The sequence below is a fragment of the Streptomyces sp. NPDC001514 genome, from assembly GCF_053597075.1.
Map to the genome: position 1 here is coordinate 64284 of NZ_JBSFHO010000025.1, position 26647 is coordinate 90930.

The window sequence follows — 26647 nt, forward strand, 5'->3', positions numbered from 1 at the left end:
TCCGGGGGAGCGGACGGGGGAGTGCAGGCGGGGGCGCCTGCGGGTGGGCCGGGGCGCCGGCCTGCGGAAGGGCCCATGAGCGGAGCCGCCGTGACAGGGGGCGGCGGGACGCTCAGGGCCTGGGCCGAACTCCTGCGTGTCTCCGCCCTGTTCACCGTCCCCGGTGACGGCCTCGCGGGCGCGGCCACCGCCGGCCTGCGACCCAACCGGGGCACCGCGCTCGCCATGGGCGCCTCGCTCTGCCTCTACGAGGCGGGCATGGCCCTCAACGACTGGGCCGACCGGGACGAGGACGCCATCGACCGCCCGCACCGCCCGATTCCCTCGGGCCGTATCGCCCCGTTCGCAGCGCTGGCCACGGCGGGTGCTCTCACGGCGGCGGGGCTGGCCCTCGCCGCGCGGGCAGGCCGCCCGGCGCTGCTCGTGGCCTCGGCGCTGACCGCCACGGTCTGGGCCTACGACCTGCGCCTCAAGCACACCCCTGCCGGCCCGGCCGCCATGGCATCGGCCCGCGCCCTCGACCTCCTGCTCGGCGCCACGGCAACTCACCCCACCGGCCTCCGTCCTGCGCTCCCGCACGCGGCCCTCCTCGGCGCCCACACCTACGCCATCACCTCCGTCTCCCGCCACGAAACCCAGGGCGGCTCCACCAAGGCCCCCCTTGCCGCCCTGGCCACGGCCCTGGCCATCGCCGCGGTGACCACGCGCCCGCCGTGGGCGCCCGGCGTGCGCGGCGCTTCCGCCGCGTCCGTCAACTGCACCGCGTCCGCCGATCCGGAGCCGGACACCGTGCCCCGGGCCGGGGGCTTGCCCTCGCTTTCGGGGAGAGGCGGGCCCGGTGGGTGGGCCGGGATCGGCGGTAATGGCGGGATCGGGGCAACGCTCCTCTCCGCAACGTACGCCCACACCACCGCCCGCCCCCTCCTCCACGCCGCGCTCAACCCCTCGCCACCCCTCACCCAGCGCGCCGTCGGCACCGGGATCCGCGCCATGATCCCGCTGCAGGCCGCCCTCGCCGCCCGCGCCGGGGCGACCGGCACCGGGCTCGCCGTCCTCGCGCTCGTCCCCGTCGCCCGACGCATCGCCCGGAAGGTGAGCCCCACATGAGCCTGCGCCTCGGCTATGGAACCAACGGCCTCACCGACCTCCGCCTCGACGACGCCCTCGTACTCCTCGCCGACCTCGGCTACGACGGCGTCGGCCTGACCCTCGACCACATGCACCTCGACCCCCTCGCCGCCGACCTCGCCCTCCGTACCCGCCGGCTCGCGGGCCGCCTGGCGGACCTCGGCCTTGAGGTCACCGTCGAGACCGGCGCCCGCTACGTCCTCGACCCACGCCGCAAGCACGGCCCGTCCCTCCTCGACCCCGATCCCGACGCCCGCGCCGCCCGCATCGCGCTCCTCGTCCGCGCCGTGCAGGTCGCCGCGGACCTCGGAGCTCACGCTGTGCACTGCTTCAGCGGCATCACCCCGCAGGGCACGTCGGCCTCCACCGCCTGGCGCCGCCTCGAAGCCGCTCTCACCCCCGTTCTGGATGCCGCTGCCACCGCCCGTGTCCCCCTCGCCATCGAACCCGAACCCGGTCACCTCCTCGCCACCCTCGACGACTTCCACCACCTCCGCTCTCTCCTCGGCGACCCCGAACCCCTCGGCCTCACCCTCGACATCGGCCACTGCCAGTGCCTGGAGCCGGCATCCCCGGCCGACTGCGTCAAGCAGGCCGCCCCGTGGCTGCGGCACGTCCAGATCGAGGACATGCGCCGCGGTGTCCACGAGCACCTCCCGTTCGGCGACGGCGAGATCGACTTCCCGCCCGTCCTCGACGCGCTCGCCGCCACCGGCTACCAGGGCCTGACCGTCGTGGAACTGCCCCGCCACTCCCACGCCGGCCCCGAACTCGCCCGCACCTCCATCGAGTTCCTCCGCCCCCGAGCCCAGGCCCGGGCCGAAGCCCAAGCCCCCGTCTCCAGGGACGGAGCCGCCCCCACGAACGGAGCACCGGCATGGCGATCCTGACCCGCAGCGAACTCGACGCCCGCCTCGCCGGCGCAGCCCGCGCCTGGCTGCACGAGGCCCTCGCCGAAGCGGCCCACACCGCCACCGCGCCCGAGGCCGCCGCCGCCTCGTACGCCGCCGCCTCGTACGCCGTGCCCGCATGGGAGCTCCGGTTCGCCGCCGCCGGGCGCCACTGCGGCCAGGAGTACGCCGACTCCGTACGCGCCCTCCTCCTCCACGAGGCCCACGCCGACGCAGCCACCCTCACCCGCCTCTACCGGCAGGGCACCGCCGCCGAACGCCGAGCCGTCCTCCTCGCCCTGCCCCTCCTCGACCCGGACCCCGCCGCCGGGCTCCCGCTCGTCGAGGACGCCCTGCGCACCAACGACACCCGGCTCGTCGCCGCAGCCGTGGGCCCGTACGCCGCGAAGCATCTCGACGCGCACTCCTGGCGCCACGCCCTCCTCAAATGCCTCTTCACCGGAGTGCCCGTCGACGCGGCCGACGGCCTGGCCCGCCGCGCCCGCGGCGACACGGAACTCGCCCGGATGCTCGGCGACTACGCCGCCGAACGCACTGCCGCCGGCCGTCCCGTCCCCGGCGACCTCCACCGCGTCCTCGCCCTGACGTCCCCCACGGAGGAGTCCTGATGCGCATCTTCGACCCCCACATCCATATGACCTCCCGCACCACGGACGACTACCAGACGATGTACGCCGCCGGCGTCCGCGCCCTTGTCGAACCCTCCTTCTGGCTCGGCCAGCCCCGCACCTCACCCGCCTCCTTCTTCGACTACTTCGACTCCCTCCTCGGCTGGGAACCGTTCCGCGCGGCCCAGTACGGCATCGCCCACCACTGCACGATCGCCCTCAACCCCAAGGAGGCCAACGACCCCCGCTGCACCCCCGTCCTCGACGCACTGCCCCGTTATCTGGTCAAGGACAACGTCGTTGCCGTCGGCGAGATCGGCTACGACTCCATGACCCCCGCCGAGGACACCGCACTCGCCGCCCAGCTCCAGCTCGCCGCCGACCACGGCCTGCCCGCTCTCGTCCACACCCCGCACCGTGACAAGCTCGCCGGACTGCGCCGCACCGTCGACGTCGTCCGCGAATCCGCACTCGCCCCCGAGTACGTGCTGCTCGACCACCTGAACGAGACGACGGTGAAGGACGCCGCCGACAGCGGCTGCTGGCTCGGCTTCTCCATCTACCCCGACACCAAGATGGACGAGGACCGCATGGTCACCATCCTCAAGGCCCACGGGACGGAGCGCGTCCTGGTCAACTCGGCCGCCGACTGGGGCAAGAGCGACCCCCTCAAGACCCGCAACGTCGCCGACGCCATGCTCGCCGCCGGATTCACCGACGACCACGTCGACCAGGTCCTTTGGCGCAACCCCGTCGCCTTCTACGGACAGAGCGGCCGCCTCCAGCTCGACGTGCCGGCCCCCGAGGCCCTGCACGAGGGCAACTCCATCCTCCGCGGCGGGGAATGAGGAGGCGAGACACATGCGCTTCCGCCACCCCGACGGCTCCACTGTCCACCTCTCCTACTGCACCAACGTCCATCCGGCCGAAACCCTCGACGGCGTCCTCGCCCAGCTCCGCGACCACTGCGAACCCGTACGCAAACGCCTCGGCCGCGACCGCGTCGGCATCGGCCTGTGGCTGGCCAAGGACGCCACCCGCGCCCTGACCACCGACCCAGCGGCCCTGCGCGGCCTGCGCACCGAACTCGACCGGCGCGGCCTCGAAATCGTCACCCTCAACGGCTTCCCCTATGAGGGCTTCGGCGCCGACGAGGTCAAGTACCGCGTCTACCGCCCCGACTGGACCGAGCCCGAAAGGCTCGCCCACACAACGGACCTGGCCCGGCTCCTCGCCACCCTGCTGCCCGACGACGTGGGCGAAGGATCCGTCTCGACCCTTCCCCTCGGCTGGCGCACCCGCTTCGACGACACCGCCACCACCAACACGGCCCGCACCGCACTCACCACCCTCGCCGAACGCCTCGACGCGCTCGAAGAGCTCACCGGCAAGTCCATCCGGATCGCCCTCGAACCCGAGCCGGGCTGCACCGTCGAAACCACCGCCGATGCGATCCGCCCCCTCACCGCCGTATCGAGCAGCCGCATCGGCATCTGCATCGACACCTGCCATCTCGCCACCTCCTTCGAAGAACCCGGTCCCGCACTCCACGCACTCACCACCGCCGGCATCACGATCCCCAAGGCGCAGCTGTCCGCCGCCCTGCATGCCGAGCACCCCCACCTCCCGGACGTGCGCGCCGCGCTCGCCGCCTTCGCCGAACCCCGCTTCCTCCACCAGACCCGCACCCGCACCGCCGCCGGCCTGCGCGGCACCGACGACCTCCACGAGGCCCTCGCCGCCGACGCCCTCCCCGACGGCGCCCCCTGGCGCGCCCACTTCCACGTCCCCCTGCACGCGCCGCCGGCCCCGCCGCTCACCTCCACCCTCCCCGTGCTCCAGGACGCCCTGGCCCGCCTCGTGGGCGGCCCCGCCCCGCTCACCCGCCACCTCGAGGTCGAGACGTACACCTGGCAAGCCCTCCCCGCCGAGCTGCGCCCCCGCAGCCGAGCCCAGCTCGCCGACGGAATCGCCGCCGAACTCACCCTCGCCCGCGATCTGCTCACCGACCTCGGCCTCAAGGAACTCCCATGAGCGACACCACCCCGAGCGACGCCACCCCGAGCGGCACCACGCGACCCACCCCCCTCCTCGTCCTGGATGTCGTCGGCCTCACCCCCCGGCTCCTGAACCACATGCCGCACCTGAAACAGCTCGCCACCACCGGCTCCCAGGCCCCCCTGGGCACCGTCCTGCCCGCCGTCACCTGCGCCGCCCAGTCCACCTTCCTCACCGGCACCCTCCCCTCCGAGCACGGCATCGTCGGCAACGGCTGGTACTTCCGCGAACTCGGCGACGTCCTGCTGTGGCGCCAGCACAACGGACTCGTCGGCGGCGACAAACTCTGGGACGCCGCCCGGCGCGCCCACCCCGGCTACACCGTCGCCAACATCTGCTGGTGGTACGCCATGGGCGCCGACACCGACATCACCGTCACCCCCCGTCCCGTCTACTACGCAGACGGCCGCAAGGAACCCGACTGCTACACCCGGCCCCCGGCGCTCCACGACGAACTCACCGACAGATTGGGCACCTTCCCCCTCTTCCACTTCTGGGGCCCGGGCGCCGACATCGTCTCCAGCCGCTGGATCGTCGACGCCACCCGCCACATCCTCCGCACCCGCACCCCCGACCTGGCGCTCTGCTACCTCCCGCATCTCGACTACGACCTTCAGCGGTACGGCCCCGACGACCCCCGCTCCCTCCAGGCCGCCGCAGACCTCGATACGGCCATGACCCCCCTCCTCGACGACGCCGCGCGTGAAGGCCGCACCGTCGTCGCCCTCTCCGAATACGGCATCACCCGCGTCACCCGGCACGTCGACATCAACCGCGAACTGCGCCGCGCCGGCCTTCTCGAGGTCCACACCCAGGACGGCATGGAGTACCTCGATGCGATGGCCTCCCGCGCCTTCGCCGTCGCCGACCACCAGCTCGCCCATGTCTATGTGCGCAGCCCCGAGGACCTCGACGCGACCCGCGAAGCCCTCATAGGTCTCCCCGGCATCGCCGAACTCCTCGACGACGAGGGCAAGAAGAAGTACGGCCTCGACCACCCGCGCTCGGGCGAGCTCGTCGCCGTCGCCGACCCGGACGCCTGGTTCACGTACTACTACTGGCTCGACGACGACAGGGCCCCCGACTTCGCCCAGCTCGTCGAGATCCACCGCAAGCCCGGCTACGACCCCGTCGAGCTGTTCATGGACCCCGAGGACCCGTACGTCCGGGTCAAGGCGGCCACGGCCCTCGCCCGCAAGAAGCTCGGCATGCGCTACCGCATGGCGGTCGTGCCGCTCGACCCCTCACCTATTCGCGGCAGCCATGGCCGCCTCCCGACGAGCGACGACGAAGGTCCGCTCATTCTGTGCTCCACCCCCCGCGCCGTAAGCGGCCGCGTCGCGGCCACCGATGTGAAGTCCCTGTTGCTTCAACTCGCTGGACTCCACTGAACCACAAGCCACCGACACCGAGGAGTTATCCACAATGAGCCGCACGAGCAGGACCCCCGACCCCGAGCTCACCCGCAAGCTCAGCAGACGCGGCATGCTCGGCGTCGCAGCCGGAGCCACCGCCGCCGCCCTTCTCGGCGCGTCGGCCACCGGGGCCTCGGCCGCCACCCCGGGCACAGCCGCCACCGGAGCCGGCCGAGGCCGCCCCGTACTGCCCCCGGGACGCCTCGGCATCCAGCTCTACTCGCTCCGCGACAAGGTCTCCACGCTCGGCTTCGCCGCCGTCTTCGCCGAACTCGAGAAGTACGGCTACGACGAGGTCGAGTACGCCGGCTACACCCAGGGGTCCGCGGGCCCCATCACCCTCGCCCAGCTCCGCCAACTCACCCGCGACCACGGCCTGCGCGCCATCGGCAGCCACGTCGGCTACTACTCGTCCGACCCGAACGCGTACACCTTCGCGCAGAACCTCGACAAGGTCCTGGACGACGCCGAGGCCCTCGGGCTCAAGCACATCGGCACCGCATCCGGTCCGTGGCGCTACGGCGCCACCGTCGACGGCTGGAAGCGCTGCGCCGAGGAGTTCAACGAGTACGGCGCCGCCGCCAAGGCCCGCGGCATGAAGTTCTACCAGCACAACCACGCCGAGGAGTTCTCCTTCGCCACCGACAGGCCCGACGTGCGGCTCTACGACGTCCTGCTGGCCGAGACCGACCCCGACCTCGTCCACCTGGAGATGGACATCTACTGGGCCTACGCCGGCCAGTTCCGCTTCTCCAAGCGCGCCGACGGCACGCCCGCCCCCTTCGACCCGCTCCGCTACGTCCTCAAGCAGCCCGACCGCTACCCGCTCTTCCACGTCAAGGACGGCGAACGCGACGACTCCGCCCGTGACGGCTACCGCATGGTGGACGTCGGAGACGGGGACATCGACTACCAGCGGTTCATCTCGGCCGTCACGAGGACCAGGGGCGGCCGTCTCGACCACCACTGGCAGGCCGAACACGACAACCCCGTCGAGTCGTTCACCTTCGCCCGCAGGTCCAGCGAGCACCTCCACTCACTGCGCGAGAAGGACTGCTAGCAGACGTCCGGCACACCCCCGCCCGCGGCGAGTCATCATGCGCCGCGGGCGGAGCCGTGCGCGGGAAGTCATCGAAACTTCTGGCTACTGACCAGTAGAGGGAATGTTGAATTCCGTCCATCATCGGACGCGAGCATGCCAAACGCCCCTCGCTCGGCAGCGCCGGACGAGGGGCCTCCCGTACATCCTCGACCCAGGAGAACCCCCCATGCATGCACGCAGATGGCGGACCGCGACGGCGACGGTCGCCGCCGCAGCGGCCCTCACCATGGCCGCCCCCGCGGCATCGGCTGCCACCCCGACGGTCCCCGCCGCCGAGCCCCTCACAGCCGCAACCGCCGCGCAGACGACCGACGTCGACTACGCGACCTGGCAGCGCGACGTGGCCGCCGTCGTCGCCGTCGCCCGCCCGTACATTGAGCAGCGGACCGCACAGGCGCCCGGCGAGAAGCAGGCGATCGTCCTCGACATCGACAACACCTCGCTCGAGACCGACTTCCACTACTTCTGGGAGCTGCCGACCCCCGCGGTCGCGCCCGTCCGTGACCTGGCCCGCTTCGCCGACTCCCGCGGCGTCGCGATCTTCTTCGTCACCGCCCGCCCGGGCATCATCTACTCGCTCACCGACTGGAACCTCAAGCGGGCCGGCTACCCGGTCGACGGTCTGTACGTACGGGACCTGCCCGACCTGTTCCACGAAGTCAGCGCCTACAAGACCGAGAAGCGCGCGGAGATCGAGGCCAAGGGCTACAAGATCATCGCCAACATCGGCAACAACACCAGCGACCTGGTGGGCGGTCACGCCGAGCGGACGTTCAAGCTGCCCGACTACGACGGCCAGCTGTCCTGAAAAGCCGGGTGGCCGCGGCACCGGATTCCCGGTCCCGCGGCCACCCCGCCGACCACGGCCTTGGGACTGGTGGGCCCGCATGTTGCGGTGTCGCGTATTCGGCAGCGGACATGTGTTCATGCCCTGAGGGTGTGACGGACAGTGATGTTCAGGAGTCTCCCCCTCCGCTGTTTGACCTCGCTCTGTAACTGCGAGCTTCCGCTTACTCCAGATAGAGAGCTGCCAAGCGGGGCAGTCGGCGAGTCATTTCGCTGTGGTCGTCGAAATCGAAGTTCCAGGTGGGGTCCAGCTCCGGGTATCGGATGGTGAACGCATCGTGAGGGAGTTGTTTGCCGGTCGCCATGATGTGTGCGTTCCAGACGATGCTTAGCGCCTCCTCGCACTCGAGATCGAGTCCGTCGGCCGCTGACGCTCGCACGATGGGCAGTTCGGCCAGGGCATCGGGGTCAGCGACTATGCGCTCGAAGGCCTCGCGTCCCTGCGCGATCAACCAGCCACGGAAGTAGTCGAAGCCGTCGTCGGAGCATCCACCATTGATCACGTAGGCAGCGGCCCACAGTGGGTTCGTGTAGGAGTCTGCCATCAGGTCCCACAGCACCTGCTGAGCGTCGACGATCTCCTCGGCCGGGTGCGTGGCCAGCTGCGAGGTTGCCCGGCGGGCGACATCTTCGCCGTCGTTCGGGTTGGACGCCTGATTGCGGGCTGCCTCAATGAGCTGCCAGAACTGCTGTTTGTTCATTGCGGCAGAGCATGCCACCTGGTACTGACATCGGGCCGGTCACGGGAGCTTGGCCCGCCAGAGAAGCCACGTCGCTCCTGTCAGCGTGTGTGGTCGCCGGGCGCATATCGGCTCCAGGTTCCTCCGGCTTCGGTGACCAGCCGGGTGGCGGTCTTGTCGTGGTAGCCCAGCGCCTTCGCGATGACCGGTGCCGGGGCTTGGAGGACGAGCTGGCGGATCGCGGAGGTCCCGCCGCGCTGTGGCGGAACGCCGATCTCACGCAGGTGGACCTGGAGGCTGACCGGGTTCATGGGCTGTCCGGTCTGGCGGCCGGGAAAGAGCCACAGTGCGCTTCTGCTGCTGGCGTAGGGCAGGTGCTGGCGGGACCGGATGTAGGCCCGCATCACGTCGGCGACGGGCTCCGGCAGCGGGGACGGCGGGTCTCCCAGTTGGACGGTGACGGTGGTCCCGTCGTCGGTGATGTCATCGACAGTGAGGCGGACGATGCGGCTGACGGGTTGCGCGTAGAGGAGAACGAGGGCGGCGGCGACCCGCGCCCGCAGGGTCAAGGAGTCGTCATTGAGGACACGCCTGAGCATCGCGAGCCGGCGGTGCTGGTGCAGCGGTTCACGGCGAGGGGTGCGCCGCCGCAGGTTCCAAGCGCCGGACCACTCTCAAGACCCTCCAGCAGCACCGCAAGGGCGAATCCGACCTGATCGAACGCGATGGTGTCTTCTACCTGATCGCCGTCTGCGACGTGCCCGAGGCCGAGCAGTACGAGCCGGCCGCCTTCATCGGCGTGGATCTCGGCATCGTCAACATCGCCACCACATCCACCGGCTACCAGGCCGCCGGGCGCGACCTGAACCGGCACCGCAAGCGGCAGCTCGACCTGCGGCGCAAGCTCCAGAAGAAGGGCACCAAGTCCGCCAAGCGACGACTCAAGGCCCGTGCCTGCAAAGAGCAGCGGCACGCCAAGAACACCAACCACATCATCGCCAAGACGATCGTGACCGAGGCTGAACGCACCTCGGCCGGGATCTCCCTGGAAGAACTCAAGGGAATCCGGCAGAGGGTACGGCTCCGCAAGCCCCAACGGGTCGCACTCCACTGCTGGGCCTTCGCCCAGCTCGGGGACTTCATCGTCTACAAAGCCAAGCGGGCCGGCGTGCCCGTGGTCTTCGTCGATCCCGCCTACACCTCGCAGCAGTGCTCCGAGTGCGGCCACATCGACAAGAAGAACCGGGCAAGCCAGGCCCTGTTCACCTGCCGGAACTGCGGGGTCGTTGCCCACGCAGACCGGAACGCCTCCCGCAACATCGCCCGCAAGGGCGAGGCTGCGTGGACTGCGGGGCGTGAGTCACGCGTCCCTGCCCCATAGGGGTGTCTGGACGGAGGAGCCCACCCAGCAGCCAGCTGGACACTACCTCCAAGCCCGGCCCTTTACTGCCGGGTCAAGTTGACTGCAGGTCGAGCAGCATCACGTCATGGAGGTCCGCGCCTGTCCCCCATGGCCGCGCCTCGCCGATCTTGCGGTATCCCCACGCCCGGTAGGCAGCCGACGCTGCCTTGCTGCCCGGGTGGACGTTCAACAACACCCGCTCGGCCTCAATGCTGTCGAGCAGCGTCTCGTGCAGACGCCGCGCGATGCCCTGCCCGCGCCACGGTCCGCGCACGGCAAGTTCCATCAGCCCGAAGGTGCGGTGTCCGTCCTCCCGTCGCATGTCGTCGGGCACTGGCTCGGTCAGTTCGTCCCACCAGCCCGTGTCGGGGTCGAGCAGGTAGCCGTACGCGATGCCGACCGGCTCGCCGTCCTCGGTACGGGCCAAGGCAGCGCGGAAGGTGTGCCTGCGGGCCTGGGAGGGGAAACGGCGGAAGGCGGCGACGACGTCGTCCTCGGTCTCGTTGTAGGGAGGCTCGGCGAACGCTTCGGCATAGGTCAGCCTGAACGCGTCCTCGGCCTGCGCTGCGGCTGATCCGTCCATGCGCTCTATCGCGATCGTCCCCTGCTGCGTCATGTGATGCCCCCTCGGACGGTCTCGCGGATGCGCTCGCCACACTCGCGGGTCGCGGCACTCTCGTCCCGGGACCACGGCTCGCTCAAACTCCCGGATCTTACCCGGCAACCGCGGAGAAGAGATGCCACAGCATGCGTTCAGAACCGGGTGCGAGTAGTTGAGGTACAGGAAATCCGGGTGAGATTGATCTTGCTGGGTCTGCCTCTTCGCGGGAGCTTCGAGCTGGCGGGGGACGGCGTCGGCGCGCAGTTGTCCGAGCGCGGCCCGTCAGCGACATCGGCGGGCGTTGAGCCGGGCGGCCTGGCGCGTCAGGTGGTCGCGCTCGGCGAGGTTGGGTGCCTTGTGGGCCGCCTCGGCGTACAGCCGTGCCGCCGTCGCCAGGTCGCCGTCGCGCTCGTGGAGGTACGCCGCCACCGCGGCGTGGCGGGGCAGTGAGGCGTCCAGCGCCGCGAGCGCCGCCAGGCCGGCGCGCGGTCCGTCGGCCTCCCCGACGGCGACCGCGCGGTTGAGCCGGACGACCGGGCTGTCGGTCAGGCGCGTGAGCTCGTCGTACCACTCGACGATCTGCACCCAGTCGGTCTCCTCGGCGGTGGGCGCGTCAGCGTGGAGTGCCGCGATGGCGGCCTGGGCCTGGAACTCGCCCAGCCGGTCGCGGGCGAGGGCCGCCTGGAGGATCCCGACGCCCTCGGCGATCAACGCACTGTCCCACCGGCCACGGTCCTGCTCGGCGAGCGGCACCAGGCTGCCGTCGGACGCGGTCCGGGCGGCACGCCGGGCGTGGTGGAGCAGCATGAGGGCGAGCAGCCCGGCCACCTCGGGGTGGTCGATGCGGGCCGCGAGCTGCCGGGTGAGCCGGATGGCCTCGGCGGCGAGGTCGACGTCGCCGGAGTAGCCCTCGTTGAAGACGAGGTAGAGGACGCGCAGCACGGTGGCGACGTCGCCGGGCCGGTCGAAGCGCACGCCGGAGACGGTGCGCTTGGCCCGGCTGATGCGCTGCGCCATGGTCGCCTCGGGCACCAGGTAGGCCTCGGCGATCTGGCGGGTGGTCAGCCCGCCGACGGCGCGCAGCGTGAGCGCGACCGCCGATGCCGGGGTCAGCGACGGGTGGGCGCACAGGAAGTAGAGCTGGAGCGTGTCGTCCACCGCGGGCGCCGGCCCGGGCGCCGGCTCCTCCTCGACGCGGTCCTCACGCCGGCGGCGGGCGGCGTCGGCGCGCGTCGCGTCGAGGAACTTGCGCCAGGCCACGGTGACCAGCCAGCCCTTGGCATCCCGCGGCGGGTCGGCTGCCCAGACCCGGAGCGCCTCGACCAGAGCGTCCTGCACGGCGTCCTCGGCCGCCGCGAAGTCGGCTCCGCGGCGGACGAGGACGGTGAGCACGCTCGGCGTGAGGCTCCTGAGCAGGACCTCGTCCACCGGTGACGTCACTCCGTAATGGTGGGCGGCGCGGCCAGGAACGGGCGCACCTCCAGCCACTCGTGGATCGGCTTGCCGCCCGCCCCAGGGGCGGCCGACAGCTCCCCGGCCAGCTCGACGGCGCGCTCGTAGCTGTCGACGTCGATGATCATCCAGCCGGCGATGAGGTCCTTGGTCTCCGCGAACGGTCCGTCGGTGACCGGCGGGCGCCCCTCACCGTCGTAGCGGACCCACGCTCCCTCGGGGGCGAGCGCCTGAGCGTCGACGAACTCGCCTGTCTTCTCCAGTCGGGCCGCGAAGTCGTTCATGTACTGCACGTGCGCCGAGATCTCCTCCGGGCTCCACTGGTCCATCGGCACGTCGTTGACCGAAGCCGGGGCGCCGCGGTAGTGCTTCAGCAGCAGGTACTTGGCCATCGTGGTTCTCCTCGGTGCTCGTGCGACCCATTGTGGTCGCGTTCACCCCGGGGACGGAGCCGGACGCGGGTTCTCGACATCGCCGTCCGATTTTTTGGGCTCTCGTGGATGAGCCTGGGTGAGCCGTCTCGCGGTGTCCGGGTCCACACCGTGGCGCGAGGGCGAGAGCTTCGAGATTGCATACAGTCTACAAATACTGTATGAAGTCCTTATCCCGCATCCGGTGGGTGGTGTCCAGGGGGCGTGAGGCACTTTCCTTGACAGGAGCCGGAATGGATCTTTTCGAGTACCAGGCACGCGAGATCTTCCAGCAGTACGGAATCGCCGTACCCGAGGCCGAGACCGTCGACTCTGCCGGCGACGCCCGCCACGTCGCCGAACACCTCGGCGGCCGCGTCGTCGTCAAGGCGCAGGTCAAGACCGGAGGCCGCGGCAAGGCAGGCGGCGTCGAACTCGCCGCCGACCCGGCCGCCGCCGAGCTCACCGCCCGCCGGATCCTCGGCATGGACATCAAGGGCCACACGGTACGCAAGGTGATGCTCGCCCAACCCGTCGACATCGACGCCGAGTTCTACGTTTCCTACGTCCTCGACCGCGCCGCGGGCCGCTTCCTGGCCATCGCCTCCGCCGAGGGCGGCATGGACATCGAGGAGGTTGCCGCCACCCGGCCCGAAGCCGTGGCCCGCATCCCCGTCGACCCTGCCGAGGGCGTCACGGACGACAAGGCCGCCGAGATGGCCGCCGCGGCCGGACTCCCGCCCGCCACGGCACCCGTCCTGCGCAAACTGTGGACCGTCCTCACGGAGGAGGACGCCCTCCTCGTCGAGGTCAACCCCCTTGTGCGCACGGCCACAGGGGACATCCTCGCCCTCGACGGAAAGATCACCCTCGACGACAACGCCCGTTTCCGGCAGGCCCGCTGGGGCGACGACACCAGCAGCCACGAGGACCCCCTGGAGGCCGCCGCGGCCGAGAAGGGCCTCAACTACGTACGGCTCGACGGCGAGGTCGGCATCATCGGCAACGGCGCCGGACTCGTCATGTCGACCCTTGACGTCGTCGCCGGCTGCGGAGCCCGGCCGGCCAACTTCCTCGACATCGGGGGCGGGGCGTCGGCCCAGGTCATGGCCGACGGACTGAGCATCGTCCTCGCCGATCCGGGCGTCGAGTCCGTACTCGTCAACGTCTTCGGCGGCATCACCGCCTGCGACGCCGTTGCCGACGGCATCGTCAAGGCCCTCGAGACCGTCCGGCTGACCAAACCCCTCGTCGTACGCCTCGACGGCAACAACGCGGCCCGCGGCCGCGCCATCCTCGACGCCCGCGCACATCCCCTCGTGGAGCAGGCCACCACGATGGACGGCGCCGCACGTCAGGCAGCCACGCTCGCCGCCGCAGCCGCCTCCATGGCGTCCACCGCCTCCACCGACCGCACCGCCCGCTGAGGAGACCAGACATGGCCATCTTTCTCACCAAGGACAGCAAGGTCCTCGTCCAGGGCATGACCGGCGCCGAGGGAATGAAGCACACCCGTCGGATGCTCGCCGCCGGTACGGAGGTCGTCGGCGGCGTCAACCCGCGCAAGGCAGGCCGTACGGTCGACTTCGACGACCGCGCGGTCCCCGTCTTCGGCTCCGTACAGGAAGGCGTCGAGGCCACCGGGGCCGATGTGACCGTCGTCTTCGTGCCGCCGCCCTTCACCGGCGCGGCCGTTAGTGAGGCGGTGGACGCGGGCATCGGGCTGGTCGTGGCCATCACCGAGGGCGTCCCCGTCCATGACGCCGTCGCCTTCACGGCGTATGCGAAGGAACACGGCACACGCGTCATCGGCCCCAACTGTCCCGGCCTCATCAGCCCCGGACAGTCCAACGCAGGCATCATCCCCGCCGACATCGCCCCGGCGCCGGGCCGCATCGGACTCGTCTCCAAGTCGGGCACGCTGACCTACCAGCTCATGCACGAGCTGCGTGACATCGGCTTCTCGTCGGCGGTCGGCATCGGCGGCGACCCGGTCATCGGCACGACCCACATCGACTGCCTCGCCGCCTTCGAGGACGACCCCGACACCGAACTCATCGTCCTGATCGGCGAGATCGGGGGAGACGCCGAGGAACGCGCTGCGGCCTACGTTCAGGAGCGGATCTCCAAGCCCGTCATCGCCTACATCGCCGGCTTCACGGCACCCGAGGGCAAGACCATGGGCCACGCCGGGGCCATCGTCTCCGGCTCCTCCGGCACTGCACAGGCCAAGCAGACCGCACTGGAGGCAGCGGGGGTCGCCGTCGGCTCGACGCCCAGCGAGACGGCCCGCCTGGTACGCGAGCATCTGCGGTGACAACGGGTGACATCACCCACACCTGACGCGACGGATGGACGCCCGATGGGCAGGGATCACTACGTTTCTGACTGAGTAAGCCATCACCCTCCCGCCCGACTGTGCACCGAGAGCGGAGAACACCCATGGCATCAACCCTCACTCTCAAGCCCGGTACGTCCTGGGCCGACGCTTGGCAGCGCTGCCTGGCCATCGCCCCCGAAGCCTTCCACGAGGACCGGGTCCTCAACCTGTGGGACAACCGCTGGCAGGCCGACGGCCGCGCCCTCCCCGGGACCAGCCCCATCGACGGAGGACCGATCGCCGGCCCGCCGCGCATCGACGCGGCCACCGCTCACCGGGCCGTCCGCGCGTCCCTCGACCGACACCGCGCCTGGCGCCACATCGCCCTCGCCGAACGGCGTGCCCGCGTCGCCGCCACCCTCGACGCCCTCACCGAGCACCGCGAAGTGCTCTCCCTCCTCCTCGTCCACGAGATCGGCAAGCCGTGGCGGCTGGCACAGGCCGATGTCGACCGGGCGATCGACGGAGTCCGCTGGTACGTCGACGGGATCGAGCAGATGCTCGACGGCCAGGCGCCCCTCGACGGCCCGGTCTCCAACATCGCCAGCTGGAACTACCCGATGTCCGTACTCGTCCACGCGATGCTCGTCCAGGCACTCGCCGGCAACGCGGTCATCGCCAAGACCCCCACCGACGGCGGCCTCTCCTGCCTCACCCTGGCCTGCGCCCTCGCCGCCCGCGAAGGCATCCCCGTCACCCTCGTCAGCGGCAGCGGCAGCGAACTGTCCGAAGCCCTCGTCCGCGCACCCGAGATCGGCTGCGTCTCCTTCGTCGGCGGCCGCGACACCGGCGCCCGGATCGCCACCGCCGTCGCCGACCTCGGCAAGCCCCACATCCTGGAACAGGAGGGACTCAACACCTGGGGCATCTGGAACTACTCCGACTGGGACGCCCTCACCGCCGTCATTCCGAAGCTTTTCGACTACGGCAAGCAGCGCTGCACCGCCTACCCGCGCTTCGTCGTGCAGCGCAGCGCGTTCGCGGACTTCCTCGCCGCGTACCTGCCGGCCGTCCGCTCGATCCGACTGGGCCACCCCCTCGCGGTCGCGGACCCCGCCGACCCGCTGCCCGAGCTGGACTTCGGCCCGCTCATCAACGCGGCGAAGGCCAAGGAGCTGACCGACCAGGTCGCCGAGGCCATCGACCGGGGAGCCGTCCCGCTCCACCGCGGCGCCCTGACGGACGGCCACTTCCTGCCCGGCCAGGACACCAGTGCCTACGTCGCTCCCGTCACCCTCCTGGGGCCGCCGCCGTCCTCCCCGCTGCACCACGCGGAACCGTTCGGCCCGGTCGACACGATCGTCCTCGTCGACACCGAGGCGGAGCTGCTCGCGGCGATGAACGCCTCCAACGGCGCCCTTGTCGCCACCCTCTCCACCGACGAACCCGAGACCTTCGAGCGGCTCTCGCCGCAGATCCGCGCCTTCAAGGTCGGCCGGGGCAAACCCCGCTCCCGCGGCGACCGCGAGGAGTTCTTCGGCGGCTTCGGCGCCTCCTGGCGCGGCGCTTTCGTCGGCGGCGAGTTGCTGGTGAAGGCTGTCACGGTGGGGCCCGCCGGCGAGCGCGTGCCCGGGAACTTCCCGGACTACCAGCTCAACGCATGAGAATGGGGGACCGCCCGGGGCCTTGTTCCAGGCTCCGGGCACCCCGGTCCCGAACACCTTCCGTATGAGCGCGGTCGCACTCCGTACCCTGGCATGGCCGTCCGCAGAGGCCGCGTCGATCGCCGCCCGGCACCGCACTGACCACGCGAAATGCGGTTCAGAGGCACCTCGAACCCCTGGTAGAGTTGTCCCTGTCGCCGCGGGGAGGACCCCGGGGCGGCGAAAAACACCTGGTCCGGGTGGCGGAATGGCAGACGCGCTAGCTTGAGGTGCTAGTGCCCTTTATCGGGCGTGGGGGTTCAAGTCCCCCCTCGGACACTCGCTATGACGATACGGATGCGAGGGCCTCGACCTTACGGTCGCGGTCCTCGTGGCGTTTTCGTAGCTGAGGGTGATGCCCAGGGCCTCGTAGAGGGGACCTTTCTTCTCCGCGTCGACACCGTGCGTCCCTGGCGTCGGTCTTGCCCTGGCCTCGATAGGCGGCCGATGCCTGGTGAACGGCGAGGCCGGTGAGGTAGACCATCGGCTGGTCATGGCCGAGTAGCAGGCCGATGAGCAGGGCGGCACCGCCGAGGTTGATGTCCACCGCCCCTAACGTGTCCTCGGAGAGGGCGAGGACGTCTCCGATTAGCTCCAGCAGCGCGGATTCGTCGTTAAGAACGCGGCGCGACAGGAGCGTTTGCTTGCGCGTCGATCACCACGCAGTGGTGATGCTCTTTGCCGATGTCCACTCCGGTCCAGATCTCGGGCACGGTCACCTCCGCCAGCTCGTCGTCACAGCAGTCCCGCAGACGACCTCGCCGACGTTGTGATCCCCTTCCGACCCGCACCTTCACGTTGATGGCGTCCACGAAGACGACCGGATAGACGCCGTCGAGCGGACGGGACTGCCATTCGGACATGCCATCCATCAGCGGAAGGCCTGCGGGGTGCTGGTCAAGGACACCCCCGGGAGCACGATTCCGGATCGCGCCGCCGCTGGTGATCGAGAAGGAGGACCTGTCCTGGGCCCTGGAGCAGCTGCGGGCGGTGCTCGGCGTCACCCGGTGACGTCAGGGGCGCGGGGTGCGGCTGTTCCGGAGCTAGACTTCAACGAGCATGTGGGGGAGACCGCGACGGGATCATCGCATGTCAGCCAAACGCCGCACCGCCGTCGTCACGGAATCGATAGCCGCACCGCCGGAGGCGGTGTGGCAGGCCGTTGCCGATGTGACCCGGATCGGCGAGTGGAGCCCGGAGTGCACGGGGTGCCACTGGGTGGGACCGGTCCAGGAGCCCCGTCCCGGGGTGCAGTTCGTAGGAAGCAACCGCAAGGGGGCGGTGCACTGGAACACCCGGTGCACGGTCACCCACTCTCAGCCCGGGAAGGTCTTCGCCTGGCGGGTCCGCTTCGGCATTCCGGTCGCCGAGTGGTCGTACCGGCTTGTCGCCGCCGGCGAGGGCACCCGGGTGGAGCAGTCGTGGCGGGACCTGCGGACGGGATTCCCCTGGCGGTACGTCGCCAGGATCGGTGACAGGCTGCTGAGCAACGGCGCCCGCGCAGAGCACAACGAGGCGAACATGCGGGCGACTCTCTCCGCCCTCAAGCGGAGCCTCGAATCCCGCTGAGGGAGCGGGGCGGGCTCTCGGCGTCACACGATGACGTGCGGCAGGAAGCGTGGGTGGCGCCAGCTGTTGTGCGGCGAAGATCCGTCCCGAGCCGAATATGGGATCGGCGGCGAGGCCGGCCAGCAGGCGGGCGGACCGGGGATCGTGGAGGCGGAGGAGATCCTTCGCCGCATCAAGCCGCGCGGACCTGTCGAGAGCGTGGTCGGTGGCCAAGCTAGCGAGCACGTCGGCGTGCCGGGGATCGGCCATCTCACCCAGTTCGCGGGCGGCCTGCACCCGGTCGGAGCCGTTCAGGGAAGGGTCGGCGGCGAACGCGGTGAGCCGGGCGCGTCCTCGAGGGTCGCCCACCCCGGCCAGGGCCTTGGCCGCTTTGATGCGGTCGCTGTCGTACACCGCCGGGTCGGCGGCAAGGACGGCAAAGGCGTCGATGTGCCGGGGATCTTCTAGGAGACGCAGGAGCGTGGCGGCTTCGAGGCAGTCGCCTGGCGAAGAACGCGTGGCGCCGCCTGTCGTCCGTGAGGCGGCCATGCCCCGTCGTTCGGTGCCGGTCGGCCGGACCGACAGGCGTCCGGGTGCCCGCTGGTAAAATGGAGGCACGCTTCGACACCGCCGGGGCCCATACCAATCGGTATGGGCTCCTGTGCGTTCTGGGCGCCAGACCGAGGAAGGTTCCCCCATGAACGCGCAGCCGTCGGCCCCTGGACTCTCCCGTGCCGGCAAGCCCCGGCGTGCGACAGCGCCGCAGGGGGAACTCTCGACGCCCCGGACGGTGGTCCCAGGCCTGCCGCCGGTCGAGTCCTTCGACCCACTCGGGCTGCCGCCGGAGCTGATGAAGACGATGATCGGCCTCGGGGTGAAGGAGCCTTTCCCGATCCAGGCGGCGACCCTGCCCAACGCGCTGGCCGGCCGCGATGTCCTCGGCCGCGCGCGGACCGGTTCCGGCAAGACACTCGCTTTCGGGCTTGCGCTGCTCGTCCGGACGGCAGGCCTGCGAGCGGAGTCGAAGCGGCCGCTCGCGCTGATCCTGGTGCCGACTCGGGAACTCGCGCAGCAGGTGAGCGACGCGCTGGCGCCCTACGCGCAGGCGCTGAATGTGCGACTGGCGACGGTGGTCGGCGGGTTGTCGATCAACCGGCAGTCGGCGCTGCTGCGGACAGGCGCCGACGTGGTCATCGCGACGCCGGGGCGGCTGGCCGACCTGGTGTCGCGTCGGGACTGTCACCTGAATCAGGTGCGGATCACGGTGCTGGACGAGGCGGACCAAATGTGCGACCTGGGGTTCCTGCCGCAGGTTTCGGAAATCCTGGACCAGGTCCGCCCCGACGGGCAGCGGCTGCTGTTTTCGGCCACGCTGGACCGCAACGTCGATCAGCTGGTGCGGAGCTACCTGCACGACCCGGTGCTCGCCTCGGTCGACAGGGTGGCGGGCTCGGTCACCACGATGGAGCACCACGTGCTCAACATCCACGCCGCCGACAAGTATGCGACCGCTACCGAAATCGCCGCGCGCGACGGCCGGGTACTGATGTTCCTGGACACCAGGGCTGGCGTTGACCAGTTCACCCGTCACTTGCGGGCCAGCGGCGTACGGGCCGCTGCCTTGCACAGCGGGAAGTCGCAGCCGCAGCGCACGCACACGCTCGCCAAGTTCAAGGACGGTGAGATCACCGTGCTGGTGGCCACCAATGTCGCGGCGCGGGGGATTCATATCGACGCGCTCGACCTTGTCGTCAACGTCGACCCGCCGGCCGATGCCAAGGACTACCTGCACCGTGGCGGGCGCACGGCACGCGCCGGGGAGTCCGGGAACGTGGTCACCCTGGTCACCCCCAATCAGCGGCGCGATGTGAATCGGATGATGTCCGACGCCGAGATTCGGCCCACTGTCACACAGGTGCGCTCCGGCGAGGAGAAGCTGACCACCATCACCGGGGCGAAGCGCCCGCCGATCGGGGCCAAGACCAGCAGTGGCAACGCCTCCTTCCGCGGCCTCGGCACCCGTCCGGGCCGCCCCGCGAAGGAGTCCCGCAAAGCCGCCGAGGCCCGCAGGACCGCAGAAGCCCGCGCAGCGGCCCGGGTACGCAAGGGCCGCTGACGCCGGACGAATCTGCCGGGACGGACGGATGAGGTATCTCGGGCTGCTTCCCACGTCCTCCAGGTCCATGAGGAGATTGCGTGCGAGCTGCACGATCCAATCCGCCGTCGGGTGCGCGGTGGCGCCCAGGATCGGGACGCGTCGGGTGGCGCGCTCGATGACGGCGAAGACCTGTTCCGGGGGAGCGAGTGGCCGTCGGGATGTTCGAGTGCCGGATCGCGACAACTAGTGGCTGCCGGGCGGTCAACGCCTTGCTGTAGACCGTGTGCGCGGTCCGGTGTTCATGACGTGGTCGGCCGCGGACTTGGAGATGCCGAACAGCGAAGCCAGCTGGCGCAGCGTCAAGTTCGTGCGCCAGTACGCCGTGACCAGCAATACCATAGGGATGTTTCAGCGGGTTGTGACTCAACGTCACAACCCGTTTTTCGCGTTCCCAGGGCTCCGGAAAGTTTTCCGAGGCAAGAAAATCTCCCCATCCTCTGGACATCCACGGCGTCTGCCGTAACCATGAAGGCGAACTCCATACGGTATGCAATCTACAGTATGGAGTTGGCGGACATGATGGTTGCCACCCTGCACCACGTGGCAGCTGATCAACGTCTCGTCAGACCCGGACGGGTGGTACCCGGATTCCTGAACCTGATCGTGTAGACGTGAGGAGCGCCGGCCATGAGCAAGGCTCTTGAGGGCATTCGTGTCCTTGACATGACACACGTCCAGTCCGGCCCGTCCGCGACTCAGCTGCTGGCGTGGCTGGGCGCGGACGTGGTGAAGCTGGAGGCGCCGGGCGGTGACATCACCCGCAAGCAGTTGCGCGACCTCCCCGACGTCGACTCGCTCTACTTCACGATGCTCAACTGCAACAAGCGGAGCATCACTTTGAACACCAAGACCGAGCGCGGCAAGGAGCTGCTGACCGAGCTGATCCGGCGCTCGGATGTGATGGTGGAGAACTTCGGTCCCGGTGCTGTGGACCGGATGGGTTTCACCTGGGAGCGCATACAGGAGATCAATCCACGGATCGTCTATGCCTCCATCAAGGGCTTCGGTGAGGGCCCGTACACCAACTTCAAGGCATACGAGGTCGTGGCGCAGGCCATGGGCGGGTCGATGTCCACGACCGGGTTCGAGGACGGTCCGCCGCTGGCCACGGGTTCCCAGATCGGTGACTCGGGCACGGGCGTGCACGCGGTGGCGGGCATTCTCGCCGCGCTCTTCCAGCGGGAGAGCACCGGGCGGGGGCAGCGGGTCAACGTGGCCATGCAGCATGCCGTGCTCAACCTCTGCCGGGTGAAGCTGCGCGATCAGCAGCGGCTGGCCCATGGAGCCCTTGCCGAATATCCCAACGAGGACTTCGGCGACGAGGTTCCCCGGTCGGGCAACGCGTCGGGGGGCGGTCAGCCGGGCTGGGCGGTCAAGTGCGCGCCGGGCGGCCCCAACGACTACGTGTACGTGATCGTCCAGCCGGTGGGCTGGGAGCCGCTCTCGGAGCTGATCGGCCGGCCGGAGCTGGCGACCGATCCGGAGTGGGCGACACCCGAGGCACGGCTGCCGAAGCTGGGAAAGATGTTCCAGCTCATCGAGGAGTGGACCAGCACCCTGCCCAAGTGGGAGGTGCTGGAACGGCTCAACGCGCACAACATTCCCTGCGGACCGATCCTGTCCACCAAGGAGATCATCGAGGACCCGTCGCTGGCGGCGAACGAGATGGTCGTCCAGGTCGACCACCCCGAACGCGGCACCTTCACCACCGTCGGCTCGCCCCTGAAACTCTCCGACTCCCCCGTCGACATCACCACCTCACCCCTCCTCGGCGAACACAACGCGGAGGTCTACGTGGGCGAGCTGGGGCTCGGCGACGAGGAGTTGCCGCTGCTCAAGGCGCAGGGAGTGATCTGACCGATGACCGTGGTCCTTTCCCCGTAGCGGGCCGTGCGCCGACCCGCGCCGAGGCGGTGCAGCGGCCTTGACGGCCGCGCCCCGCCGCGGTGCTCCATGGCGCACACCCGCACACCCGAGATCGTGCGCGTGGACGACGGACCGGATCCGTCGTCCAGGCCACGGGTGCGTGGCCGGACGGTGATTCGAGGCGCCCCCTGGCACCGTCCGGCCCGCCTGCCTCCTGCCCCACGGACAGCCTGCTTTTGACAGCGCTTTTAAGCTGCGGGGCGGGAGCGTGCCCGCCCTGCAGTGTCCTTGCGGCGCCCGGATGTTCCGGCGTCGGCCACGGCATCGAAGCCGTCGTGTACACGAGAGAACTGCAGAAAGGCACAGGCAAGACCATGGGCACCATCGAAGACCCGACAGACGACCGTCTGGAGGTCACCCCGCCCAAGACCTGGGCGACCGGACTGCCTGCGGTGACGCACGCGATCCAGTACTCCCTGGGCCAGACCTCGGTCCGGCGGACCGCGCTGACCCTGCTGAACATCAACCAGACCAAGGGCTTCGACTGCCCTGGCTGCGCCTGGCCGGAACCCGCGCCCGGTCAGCGGCACATGAACGAGTACTGCGAGAACGGCGCGAAGCACATCGCCGACGAGGCGACCTCGCGCCGCGTGAGCGCCGACTTCTTCCGCAGGCACTCGATCCCGGAGCTGGCTCAGAAGTCCGACTACTGGCTCAATCAGCAGGGCCGGCTCACCGAACCCATGGTCAAGCGGCCCGGTTCGGGCCACTACGAACCGATCGGCTGGGACGACGCGCTCGACCTGCTCGCCGAGGAGCTCCGTCGGTTGGACTCCCCGGACGAGGCCCTCTTCTACACCTCGGGCCGGCTGGCCAACGAGGCCGCGTTCCTCCTCCAGCTGTTCGCCCGTGCCTACGGCACCAACAACCTTCCCGACTGCAGCAACATGTGCCATGAGTCCAGCGGCGTCGCGCTGCAGGAGACACTCGGCATCGGCAAGGGCAGCGTGAGCCTGGACGACATCCACCACGCAGACCTGATCTTCGTCGTGGGCCAGAACCCCGGCACCAACCACCCGCGGATGCTCTCGGCCCTGGAGGAAACCAAACGCAACGGCGGCCATGTCGTCGCCGTCAACCCGCTGCCCGAGGCCGGGCTGATCCGGTTCAAGCACCCGCAGAAGCCCCGCGGCCTGGTCGGCCGTGGCACCCCCATCGCCGACCAGTTCCTGCAGATCCGCCCGGGTGGCGATCTCGCACTCTTCCAGGCGTTGAACCTGCTGCTGCTGGAGGCCGAGGACGCCGGACCCGGGACCGTGCTGGACCACGGTTTCATCGAGACGTCCACGACGGGGTTCGCCGAATTCGCCGAGCACGCCCGAAAGGCCGCCTGGGAGGACATCCTCACCGCCACCGGGCTGACCCGCGAAGAGATCGAGCAGGTCCACGAGCGGGTGGTGCGGAGCAAGAGCGTCATCGTCTGCTGGGCGATGGGCCTGACCCAGCACAAGCACGCCGTCCCCACCATTCGTGAGGTCGTCAACTTCCTCATGCTGCGGGGCAACATCGGCAAACCGGGAGCGGGCGTCTGTCCGGTGCGCGGCCACAGCAACGTCCAGGGCGACCGGACCATGGGCATCTGGGAGCGGATGCCGCAGGACTTCCTGGACGCGCTGGGGCGCGAGTTCGCCTTCACCCCGCCCACCCGGCACGGCTGGGACTCGGTGGACTCCATCAGGGCCATGCGCGACGGCCGGGCGACGTTCTTCCTCGGTGTGGCAGGCAACTTCGTGCGGGCCGCCCCCGACAGCGAGGCCACCGAGCAGGCGATGCGCCGGTGCAGACTGACCGCTCACATCTCGACCAAGCTGAACCGTTCCCACACGGTCTGCGGTGAGACGGCGCTGATACTGCCCACGCTGGGCCGAAGCGACAAGGATGTCCAGGCCGGCGGTGAGCAGTTCGTCACCGTCGAGGACTCCATGAGTGAAGTCCACGCGTCCCGCGGCCGTCTCGAGCCGGCCTCCGGCACACTGCTCAGCGAGGTGGCGATCATCTCCCGACTGGCCCGCCGGACCCTCGGCAGCACACCGCCCATTCCCTGGGAGGAGTTCGAGGCGGACTACGGCACGGTCCGGGACCGGATCTCGCGGGTCGTGCCGGGTTTCGAGGACTTCAACGAACGCGTGGCCGAGCCGGGCGGCTTCCGTCTGCCGAACCCGGTCAATCACGGAACGTTCCCCACCGCAAGCGGCAAGGCGGTCTTCACCTGCAACACCTTCGAGATGCTGCGCCCGCCCGAGGGGCATCTCGTGCTGCAGAGCCTGCGGTCCCACGACCAGTGGAACACCGTCCCGTACGCGATGAACGACCGCTACCGGGGCATCCACAACGCCCGCCGGATCGTGCTCGTGAACCCGGTCGACCTCGATGCGCTCGGACTCGCCGACCGCGACCGCGTCGATCTGGTGAGTGTGTGGCGGGACGGGGTGGAACGCCGCGCACGGGACTTCCGGCTGGTCGCCTATCCGACGACACCGGGCTCCGCTGCCGCGTACTACCCGGAGACCAACGTCCTGGTGCCCTTGGACAGCGTGGCCGACCTCAGCAACACGCCTACGTCCAAGGCCATCGTGATCCGGCTGGAGCCCGCCGGCGTCCGTATCTGAGGCTTCCCTTCCGAACTTACGGAAACCCTCGTGCACACCTCTAGACAGCAGGACCAGCCAGTATCCAGAATGCGGACTGCCAACGAATACTGGCTACTCCATATCGTATGCACATTGAGGGGTCTGGGCTGCAGGACCGAGCCGTCAACCCCCGTTCCCGTAAAGGAGATCCGCTGATGACGTGATGGGGCGACAGGGTCCGCGGCGTCACCGCCGAGGGCCCCGCAGAGAACCGGACAGGGGGCGCTGGCCAGGTTCTTCGACGCAGGGGATTCGACATGACAACTATCGAGATCCAGCCACCAGTCCGCTACCAGGAGGTGACGGACCAAAACGGGCGGAGCTATCGGATCGGTGAGTCCGACCGGGACATCATGGGCCGTCCGCGATGGACCATGGTGCTCTTCCCATGGATGGGCATGCTGGGCATCAGCTCCTCGGAGTACGCGTTCACCTCCGCCGAGGACACGCTGCACGAGGCCCACCTGTGGAGCAGTGGGCACATCTTCTGGCTGATGGGCGTCTGGGTGTTCTTCCAGGCCGCCGTCGCCTTCCCGGCCGGGCAGCTGCGGGAGAGCGGGAAGCTGCCCGCGCGCAACGCGATGATGCTGGGCGCCCTCGGCACGATCCTGGGCTACCTCTCGCTCGCGTACGCACCGCACGTGATCGTCGCCTACATCGGCTTCGGCATGTTCAGCGGCATCGGTGCCGGTCTGGTCTACGCGACCTGCGTGAACATGGTCGGCAAGTGGTACCCGGAGCGCAAGGGCGGCAAGACCGGCCTGGTCAACGGCGGTTTTGCCTATGGCTCCGTGCCCTTCGTGTTCCTCTTCACGGCCTACATGGACCTGAGCAACTACCAGGGCGTCCTCGTCGCGGTCGGCCTGATCTGTTGCGCGGTGGTCGCCCTCGCGGGCTGGTTCTTCAAGGACCCGCCCAAGAACTGGTGGCCCTCCCACGTGGACCCGCTCAAGGTCTCCGACGACCCGCGCATCGTGCGGGCGCTGGAGAAGAACCCGCCGGCGGTGAAGCAGTACACCCCGCGGGAGGCGGCCCGTACGCCGGTGCTGTGGATGATGTGGTTCTGCCTGCTGTGCACGGCGGGCATCAACATCTTCGGCATCGCCTTCCAGGTCCCCTTCGGCAAGGACATGGGATTCGCGGGCGGGATCGTGGCCACCGCGATGTCGCTCAAGGCGATCGTCAACGGGACCGGGCGAGGCGTGATCGGCTGGATCTCCGATCGCTACGGCCGGCGCAACACGCTCATCATCGTGTGCATCGTGCTGGGTTCCGCCCAGTTTGGCGTGCTGGTCTCGGGCTCCATGGGGAGCATGCCGTTCTTCCTGTTCTGCTCGATGGTCTCGGGCTTCGGCGGTGGCGCGATCTTCCCCCTGTTCGCGGCCATGACCGCGGACTACTTCGGTGAGAACAACAACGCCAGCAACTACGGCATGGTCTACAGCTCGAAGCTGATCTCCGGTCTGCTCGGCTCCGGCATGGGCGCGGTCGTCGTCTCCGCCTGGGACTACGAAGGAGCGTTCATCCTGGCCGGTTCCATCGGACTCGCATCCGCCGTACTCGCCCTGTTCCTCCGGGCTCCGGGGCGGCCGCGACCCGGACAGGCCGCAGCCGCGCAGCCGGTCGTCGGGGAAGCCACGTGAGCCGGTGAACCGCTCGTAGCCGGTGTCGCCGTCCGCCCGAGCCCGGGTGGAAGTGGGTGCCACGCTGACGGACCAGGATCTCACCGGCGTTGACGACCTGACCGCC

The 26647-nt window shown here is 69.8% G+C and carries 23 protein-coding genes, 1 tRNA gene and 6 pseudogenes; 20 read left to right on the plus strand and 10 right to left on the minus strand.

Going from position 1 to position 26647, the window contains the following annotated elements; genetic code table 11:
• Positions 1-75: 75 nt before the first annotated feature.
• From ACWCXB_RS24605 to ACWCXB_RS24640, 8 genes are all read left to right on the plus strand, one after another.
• Entirely contained in the window at positions 76-1107 is a 1032-nt protein-coding gene (locus ACWCXB_RS24605; protein ID WP_450725645.1) for an SCO3242 family prenyltransferase, read from the plus strand.
• On the plus strand, positions 1104-2018 hold the full coding sequence (locus ACWCXB_RS24610) for a sugar phosphate isomerase/epimerase family protein (RefSeq protein ID WP_450725646.1): 915 nt from the start codon (positions 1104-1106) through the stop codon (positions 2016-2018). The genes ACWCXB_RS24605 and ACWCXB_RS24610 overlap by 4 nt, the downstream gene beginning before the upstream one ends.
• Positions 2006-2647 carry an EboA domain-containing protein gene (locus ACWCXB_RS24615; RefSeq protein WP_450725647.1) on the plus strand — a complete coding sequence of 214 codons (642 nt, stop codon included), beginning with the start codon at positions 2006-2008 and terminating at the stop codon, positions 2645-2647. Before ACWCXB_RS24610 ends, ACWCXB_RS24615 begins: the two co-directional genes overlap by 13 nt.
• On the plus strand, positions 2647-3495 hold the full coding sequence (locus tag ACWCXB_RS24620; RefSeq protein ID WP_450725648.1) for a TatD family hydrolase: 849 nt from the start codon (positions 2647-2649) through the stop codon (positions 3493-3495). The genes ACWCXB_RS24615 and ACWCXB_RS24620 overlap by 1 nt, the downstream gene beginning before the upstream one ends.
• A 13-nt stretch (positions 3496-3508) precedes the next feature.
• Positions 3509-4681 (plus strand): metabolite traffic protein EboE, encoded by a 1173-nt coding sequence (gene eboE, locus ACWCXB_RS24625; RefSeq protein ID WP_450725649.1) that lies wholly within the window; start codon positions 3509-3511, stop codon positions 4679-4681.
• Positions 4678-6096, plus strand: a complete 1419-nt coding sequence (locus ACWCXB_RS24630; protein WP_450725650.1) for an alkaline phosphatase family protein — start codon at positions 4678-4680, stop codon at positions 6094-6096. Before eboE ends, ACWCXB_RS24630 begins: the two co-directional genes overlap by 4 nt.
• Before the next feature lie 34 nt (positions 6097-6130).
• Positions 6131-7180, plus strand: a complete 1050-nt coding sequence (locus tag ACWCXB_RS24635) for a sugar phosphate isomerase/epimerase family protein (RefSeq protein ID WP_450725651.1) — start codon at positions 6131-6133, stop codon at positions 7178-7180.
• A 208-nt stretch (positions 7181-7388) separates the two neighbouring features.
• On the plus strand, positions 7389-8030 hold the full coding sequence (locus tag ACWCXB_RS24640; protein WP_450725652.1) for an HAD family acid phosphatase: 642 nt from the start codon (positions 7389-7391) through the stop codon (positions 8028-8030).
• 202 nt (positions 8031-8232) lie between these two features.
• On the opposite strand, the gene ACWCXB_RS24645 is transcribed toward ACWCXB_RS24640, so the two are convergent.
• Both ACWCXB_RS24645 and ACWCXB_RS24650 read right to left on the minus strand, forming a co-directional pair.
• A complete protein-coding gene (locus tag ACWCXB_RS24645) occupies positions 8233-8769 on the minus strand; it encodes a DUF4240 domain-containing protein (protein ID WP_450725653.1) in 537 nt (178 codons plus the stop codon).
• A gap of 80 nt (positions 8770-8849) precedes the next feature.
• Positions 8850-9347 carry a hypothetical protein gene (locus ACWCXB_RS24650; protein ID WP_450725654.1) on the minus strand — a complete coding sequence of 166 codons (498 nt, stop codon included), beginning with the start codon at positions 9345-9347 and terminating at the stop codon, positions 8850-8852.
• Positions 9348-9421: 74 nt separating this feature from the next.
• Between ACWCXB_RS24650 and ACWCXB_RS24655 the strand changes: the two are divergent.
• Positions 9422-10129: pseudogene (locus ACWCXB_RS24655) on the plus strand (RNA-guided endonuclease InsQ/TnpB family protein); the annotation flags it as partial.
• A gap of 73 nt (positions 10130-10202) precedes the next feature.
• Here ACWCXB_RS24655 and ACWCXB_RS24660 read toward each other — a convergent pair.
• The 3 genes from ACWCXB_RS24660 to ACWCXB_RS24670 form a co-directional block, all read right to left on the minus strand.
• Positions 10203-10766, minus strand: a complete 564-nt coding sequence (locus tag ACWCXB_RS24660; RefSeq protein ID WP_450725655.1) for a GNAT family N-acetyltransferase — start codon at positions 10764-10766, stop codon at positions 10203-10205.
• Between the two features lie 267 nt (positions 10767-11033).
• Positions 11034-12179 carry an RNA polymerase sigma factor gene (locus ACWCXB_RS24665; RefSeq protein WP_450725689.1) on the minus strand — a complete coding sequence of 382 codons (1146 nt, stop codon included), beginning with the start codon at positions 12177-12179 and terminating at the stop codon, positions 11034-11036.
• An 8-nt stretch (positions 12180-12187) separates the two neighbouring features.
• Positions 12188-12595, minus strand: a complete 408-nt coding sequence (locus ACWCXB_RS24670; protein WP_450725656.1) for a YciI family protein — start codon at positions 12593-12595, stop codon at positions 12188-12190.
• A gap of 272 nt (positions 12596-12867) precedes the next feature.
• On the opposite strand from ACWCXB_RS24670, the gene sucC reads away from it, so the two are divergent.
• The 4 genes from sucC (at position 12868) to ACWCXB_RS24690 (ending at position 16915) form a co-directional block, all read left to right on the plus strand.
• Positions 12868-14040 (plus strand): ADP-forming succinate--CoA ligase subunit beta, encoded by a 1173-nt coding sequence (sucC, locus tag ACWCXB_RS24675; protein WP_450725657.1) that lies wholly within the window; start codon positions 12868-12870, stop codon positions 14038-14040.
• A gap of 11 nt (positions 14041-14051) precedes the next feature.
• Positions 14052-14930, plus strand: a complete 879-nt coding sequence (gene sucD / locus ACWCXB_RS24680) for a succinate--CoA ligase subunit alpha (RefSeq protein WP_450725658.1) — start codon at positions 14052-14054, stop codon at positions 14928-14930.
• A 125-nt stretch (positions 14931-15055) separates the two neighbouring features.
• Positions 15056-16597 (plus strand): aldehyde dehydrogenase family protein, encoded by a 1542-nt coding sequence (locus tag ACWCXB_RS24685; protein ID WP_450725659.1) that lies wholly within the window; start codon positions 15056-15058, stop codon positions 16595-16597.
• A gap of 233 nt (positions 16598-16830) precedes the next feature.
• A tRNA-Leu gene (locus tag ACWCXB_RS24690) sits at positions 16831-16915 on the plus strand.
• Between the two features lie 124 nt (positions 16916-17039).
• Here the strand turns inward: ACWCXB_RS24690 and ACWCXB_RS24695 are convergent.
• Together ACWCXB_RS24695 and ACWCXB_RS24700 are read right to left on the minus strand one after the other, a co-directional pair.
• A pseudogene (locus ACWCXB_RS24695) lies at positions 17040-17349 on the minus strand (IS110 family transposase); the annotation flags it as partial.
• Positions 17350-17400: 51 nt separating this feature from the next.
• Positions 17401-17511, minus strand: a pseudogene (locus ACWCXB_RS24700) (transposase); the annotation flags it as partial.
• Between ACWCXB_RS24700 and ACWCXB_RS24705 the strand changes: the two are divergent.
• The 4 genes from ACWCXB_RS24705 (at position 17498) to ACWCXB_RS24720 (ending at position 20300) form a co-directional block, all read left to right on the plus strand.
• A complete protein-coding gene (locus tag ACWCXB_RS24705; RefSeq protein ID WP_450725690.1) occupies positions 17498-17647 on the plus strand; it encodes a hypothetical protein in 150 nt (49 codons plus the stop codon). The pseudogene ACWCXB_RS24700 and the gene ACWCXB_RS24705 overlap by 14 nt on opposite strands.
• 78 nt (positions 17648-17725) lie before the next feature.
• Positions 17726-18205: an SRPBCC family protein gene (locus ACWCXB_RS24710; protein ID WP_450725660.1), complete on the plus strand. Its 480-nt coding sequence runs from the start codon at positions 17726-17728 to the stop codon at positions 18203-18205.
• A 30-nt stretch (positions 18206-18235) separates the two neighbouring features.
• A complete protein-coding gene (locus ACWCXB_RS24715) occupies positions 18236-18652 on the plus strand; it encodes a hypothetical protein (RefSeq protein ID WP_450725661.1) in 417 nt (138 codons plus the stop codon).
• 229 nt (positions 18653-18881) lie between these two features.
• Complete coding sequence (locus ACWCXB_RS24720) at positions 18882-20300, plus strand: DEAD/DEAH box helicase (RefSeq protein WP_450725662.1); 1419 nt, start codon at positions 18882-18884, stop codon at positions 20298-20300.
• A gap of 24 nt (positions 20301-20324) precedes the next feature.
• Here ACWCXB_RS24720 and ACWCXB_RS24725 read toward each other — a convergent pair.
• Positions 20325-20471: pseudogene (locus tag ACWCXB_RS24725) on the minus strand (integrase); the annotation flags it as partial.
• Positions 20472-20579: 108 nt separating this feature from the next.
• A pseudogene (locus tag ACWCXB_RS24730) lies at positions 20580-20675 on the minus strand (transposase family protein); the annotation flags it as partial.
• 294 nt (positions 20676-20969) lie between these two features.
• Between ACWCXB_RS24730 and frc the strand changes: the two are divergent.
• The 3 genes from frc (at position 20970) to ACWCXB_RS24745 (ending at position 26541) form a co-directional block, all read left to right on the plus strand.
• Positions 20970-22199 carry a formyl-CoA transferase gene (gene frc, locus ACWCXB_RS24735; protein ID WP_450725663.1) on the plus strand — a complete coding sequence of 410 codons (1230 nt, stop codon included), beginning with the start codon at positions 20970-20972 and terminating at the stop codon, positions 22197-22199.
• Positions 22200-22582: 383 nt separating this feature from the next.
• Positions 22583-24877: an FdhF/YdeP family oxidoreductase gene (locus ACWCXB_RS24740; protein ID WP_450725664.1), complete on the plus strand. Its 2295-nt coding sequence runs from the start codon at positions 22583-22585 to the stop codon at positions 24875-24877.
• Between the two features lie 278 nt (positions 24878-25155).
• Positions 25156-26541, plus strand: a complete 1386-nt coding sequence (locus ACWCXB_RS24745; protein ID WP_450725665.1) for an OFA family MFS transporter — start codon at positions 25156-25158, stop codon at positions 26539-26541.
• A gap of 34 nt (positions 26542-26575) precedes the next feature.
• On the opposite strand, the pseudogene ACWCXB_RS24750 reads toward ACWCXB_RS24745, so the two are convergent.
• Positions 26576-26647 (minus strand): annotated as a pseudogene (locus tag ACWCXB_RS24750) (50S ribosomal protein L27); the annotation flags it as partial.

Excerpts from the sequence above, each read along its gene's own strand:
- ACWCXB_RS24605 (WP_450725645.1), top strand. The coding sequence starts at position 76 with ATGAGCGGAGCCGCCGTGACAGGGGGCGGCGGGACGCTCAGGGCCTGG.
- ACWCXB_RS24610 (WP_450725646.1), top strand. The coding sequence starts at position 1,104 with ATGAGCCTGCGCCTCGGCTATGGAACCAACGGCCTCACCGACCTCCGC.
- ACWCXB_RS24615 (WP_450725647.1), top strand. The coding sequence starts at position 2,006 with ATGGCGATCCTGACCCGCAGCGAACTCGACGCCCGCCTCGCCGGCGCA.
- ACWCXB_RS24620 (WP_450725648.1), top strand. The coding sequence starts at position 2,647 with ATGCGCATCTTCGACCCCCACATCCATATGACCTCCCGCACCACGGAC.
- eboE (WP_450725649.1), top strand. The coding sequence starts at position 3,509 with ATGCGCTTCCGCCACCCCGACGGCTCCACTGTCCACCTCTCCTACTGC.
- ACWCXB_RS24630 (WP_450725650.1), top strand. The coding sequence starts at position 4,678 with ATGAGCGACACCACCCCGAGCGACGCCACCCCGAGCGGCACCACGCGA.
- ACWCXB_RS24635 (WP_450725651.1), top strand. The coding sequence starts at position 6,131 with ATGAGCCGCACGAGCAGGACCCCCGACCCCGAGCTCACCCGCAAGCTC.
- ACWCXB_RS24640 (WP_450725652.1), top strand. The coding sequence starts at position 7,389 with ATGCATGCACGCAGATGGCGGACCGCGACGGCGACGGTCGCCGCCGCA.
- ACWCXB_RS24645 (WP_450725653.1), bottom strand. The coding sequence starts at position 8,769 with ATGAACAAACAGCAGTTCTGGCAGCTCATTGAGGCAGCCCGCAATCAG.
- ACWCXB_RS24650 (WP_450725654.1), bottom strand. The coding sequence starts at position 9,347 with ATGCTCAGGCGTGTCCTCAATGACGACTCCTTGACCCTGCGGGCGCGG.
- ACWCXB_RS24660 (WP_450725655.1), bottom strand. The coding sequence starts at position 10,766 with ATGACGCAGCAGGGGACGATCGCGATAGAGCGCATGGACGGATCAGCC.
- ACWCXB_RS24670 (WP_450725656.1), bottom strand. The coding sequence starts at position 12,595 with ATGGCCAAGTACCTGCTGCTGAAGCACTACCGCGGCGCCCCGGCTTCG.
- sucC (WP_450725657.1), top strand. The coding sequence starts at position 12,868 with ATGGATCTTTTCGAGTACCAGGCACGCGAGATCTTCCAGCAGTACGGA.
- sucD (WP_450725658.1), top strand. The coding sequence starts at position 14,052 with ATGGCCATCTTTCTCACCAAGGACAGCAAGGTCCTCGTCCAGGGCATG.
- ACWCXB_RS24685 (WP_450725659.1), top strand. The coding sequence starts at position 15,056 with ATGGCATCAACCCTCACTCTCAAGCCCGGTACGTCCTGGGCCGACGCT.
- ACWCXB_RS24705 (WP_450725690.1), top strand. The coding sequence starts at position 17,498 with ATGCCATCCATCAGCGGAAGGCCTGCGGGGTGCTGGTCAAGGACACCC.
- ACWCXB_RS24710 (WP_450725660.1), top strand. The coding sequence starts at position 17,726 with ATGTCAGCCAAACGCCGCACCGCCGTCGTCACGGAATCGATAGCCGCA.
- ACWCXB_RS24715 (WP_450725661.1), top strand. The coding sequence starts at position 18,236 with ATGACGTGCGGCAGGAAGCGTGGGTGGCGCCAGCTGTTGTGCGGCGAA.
- ACWCXB_RS24720 (WP_450725662.1), top strand. The coding sequence starts at position 18,882 with ATGAACGCGCAGCCGTCGGCCCCTGGACTCTCCCGTGCCGGCAAGCCC.
- frc (WP_450725663.1), top strand. The coding sequence starts at position 20,970 with ATGAGCAAGGCTCTTGAGGGCATTCGTGTCCTTGACATGACACACGTC.
- ACWCXB_RS24740 (WP_450725664.1), top strand. The coding sequence starts at position 22,583 with ATGGGCACCATCGAAGACCCGACAGACGACCGTCTGGAGGTCACCCCG.
- ACWCXB_RS24745 (WP_450725665.1), top strand. The coding sequence starts at position 25,156 with ATGACAACTATCGAGATCCAGCCACCAGTCCGCTACCAGGAGGTGACG.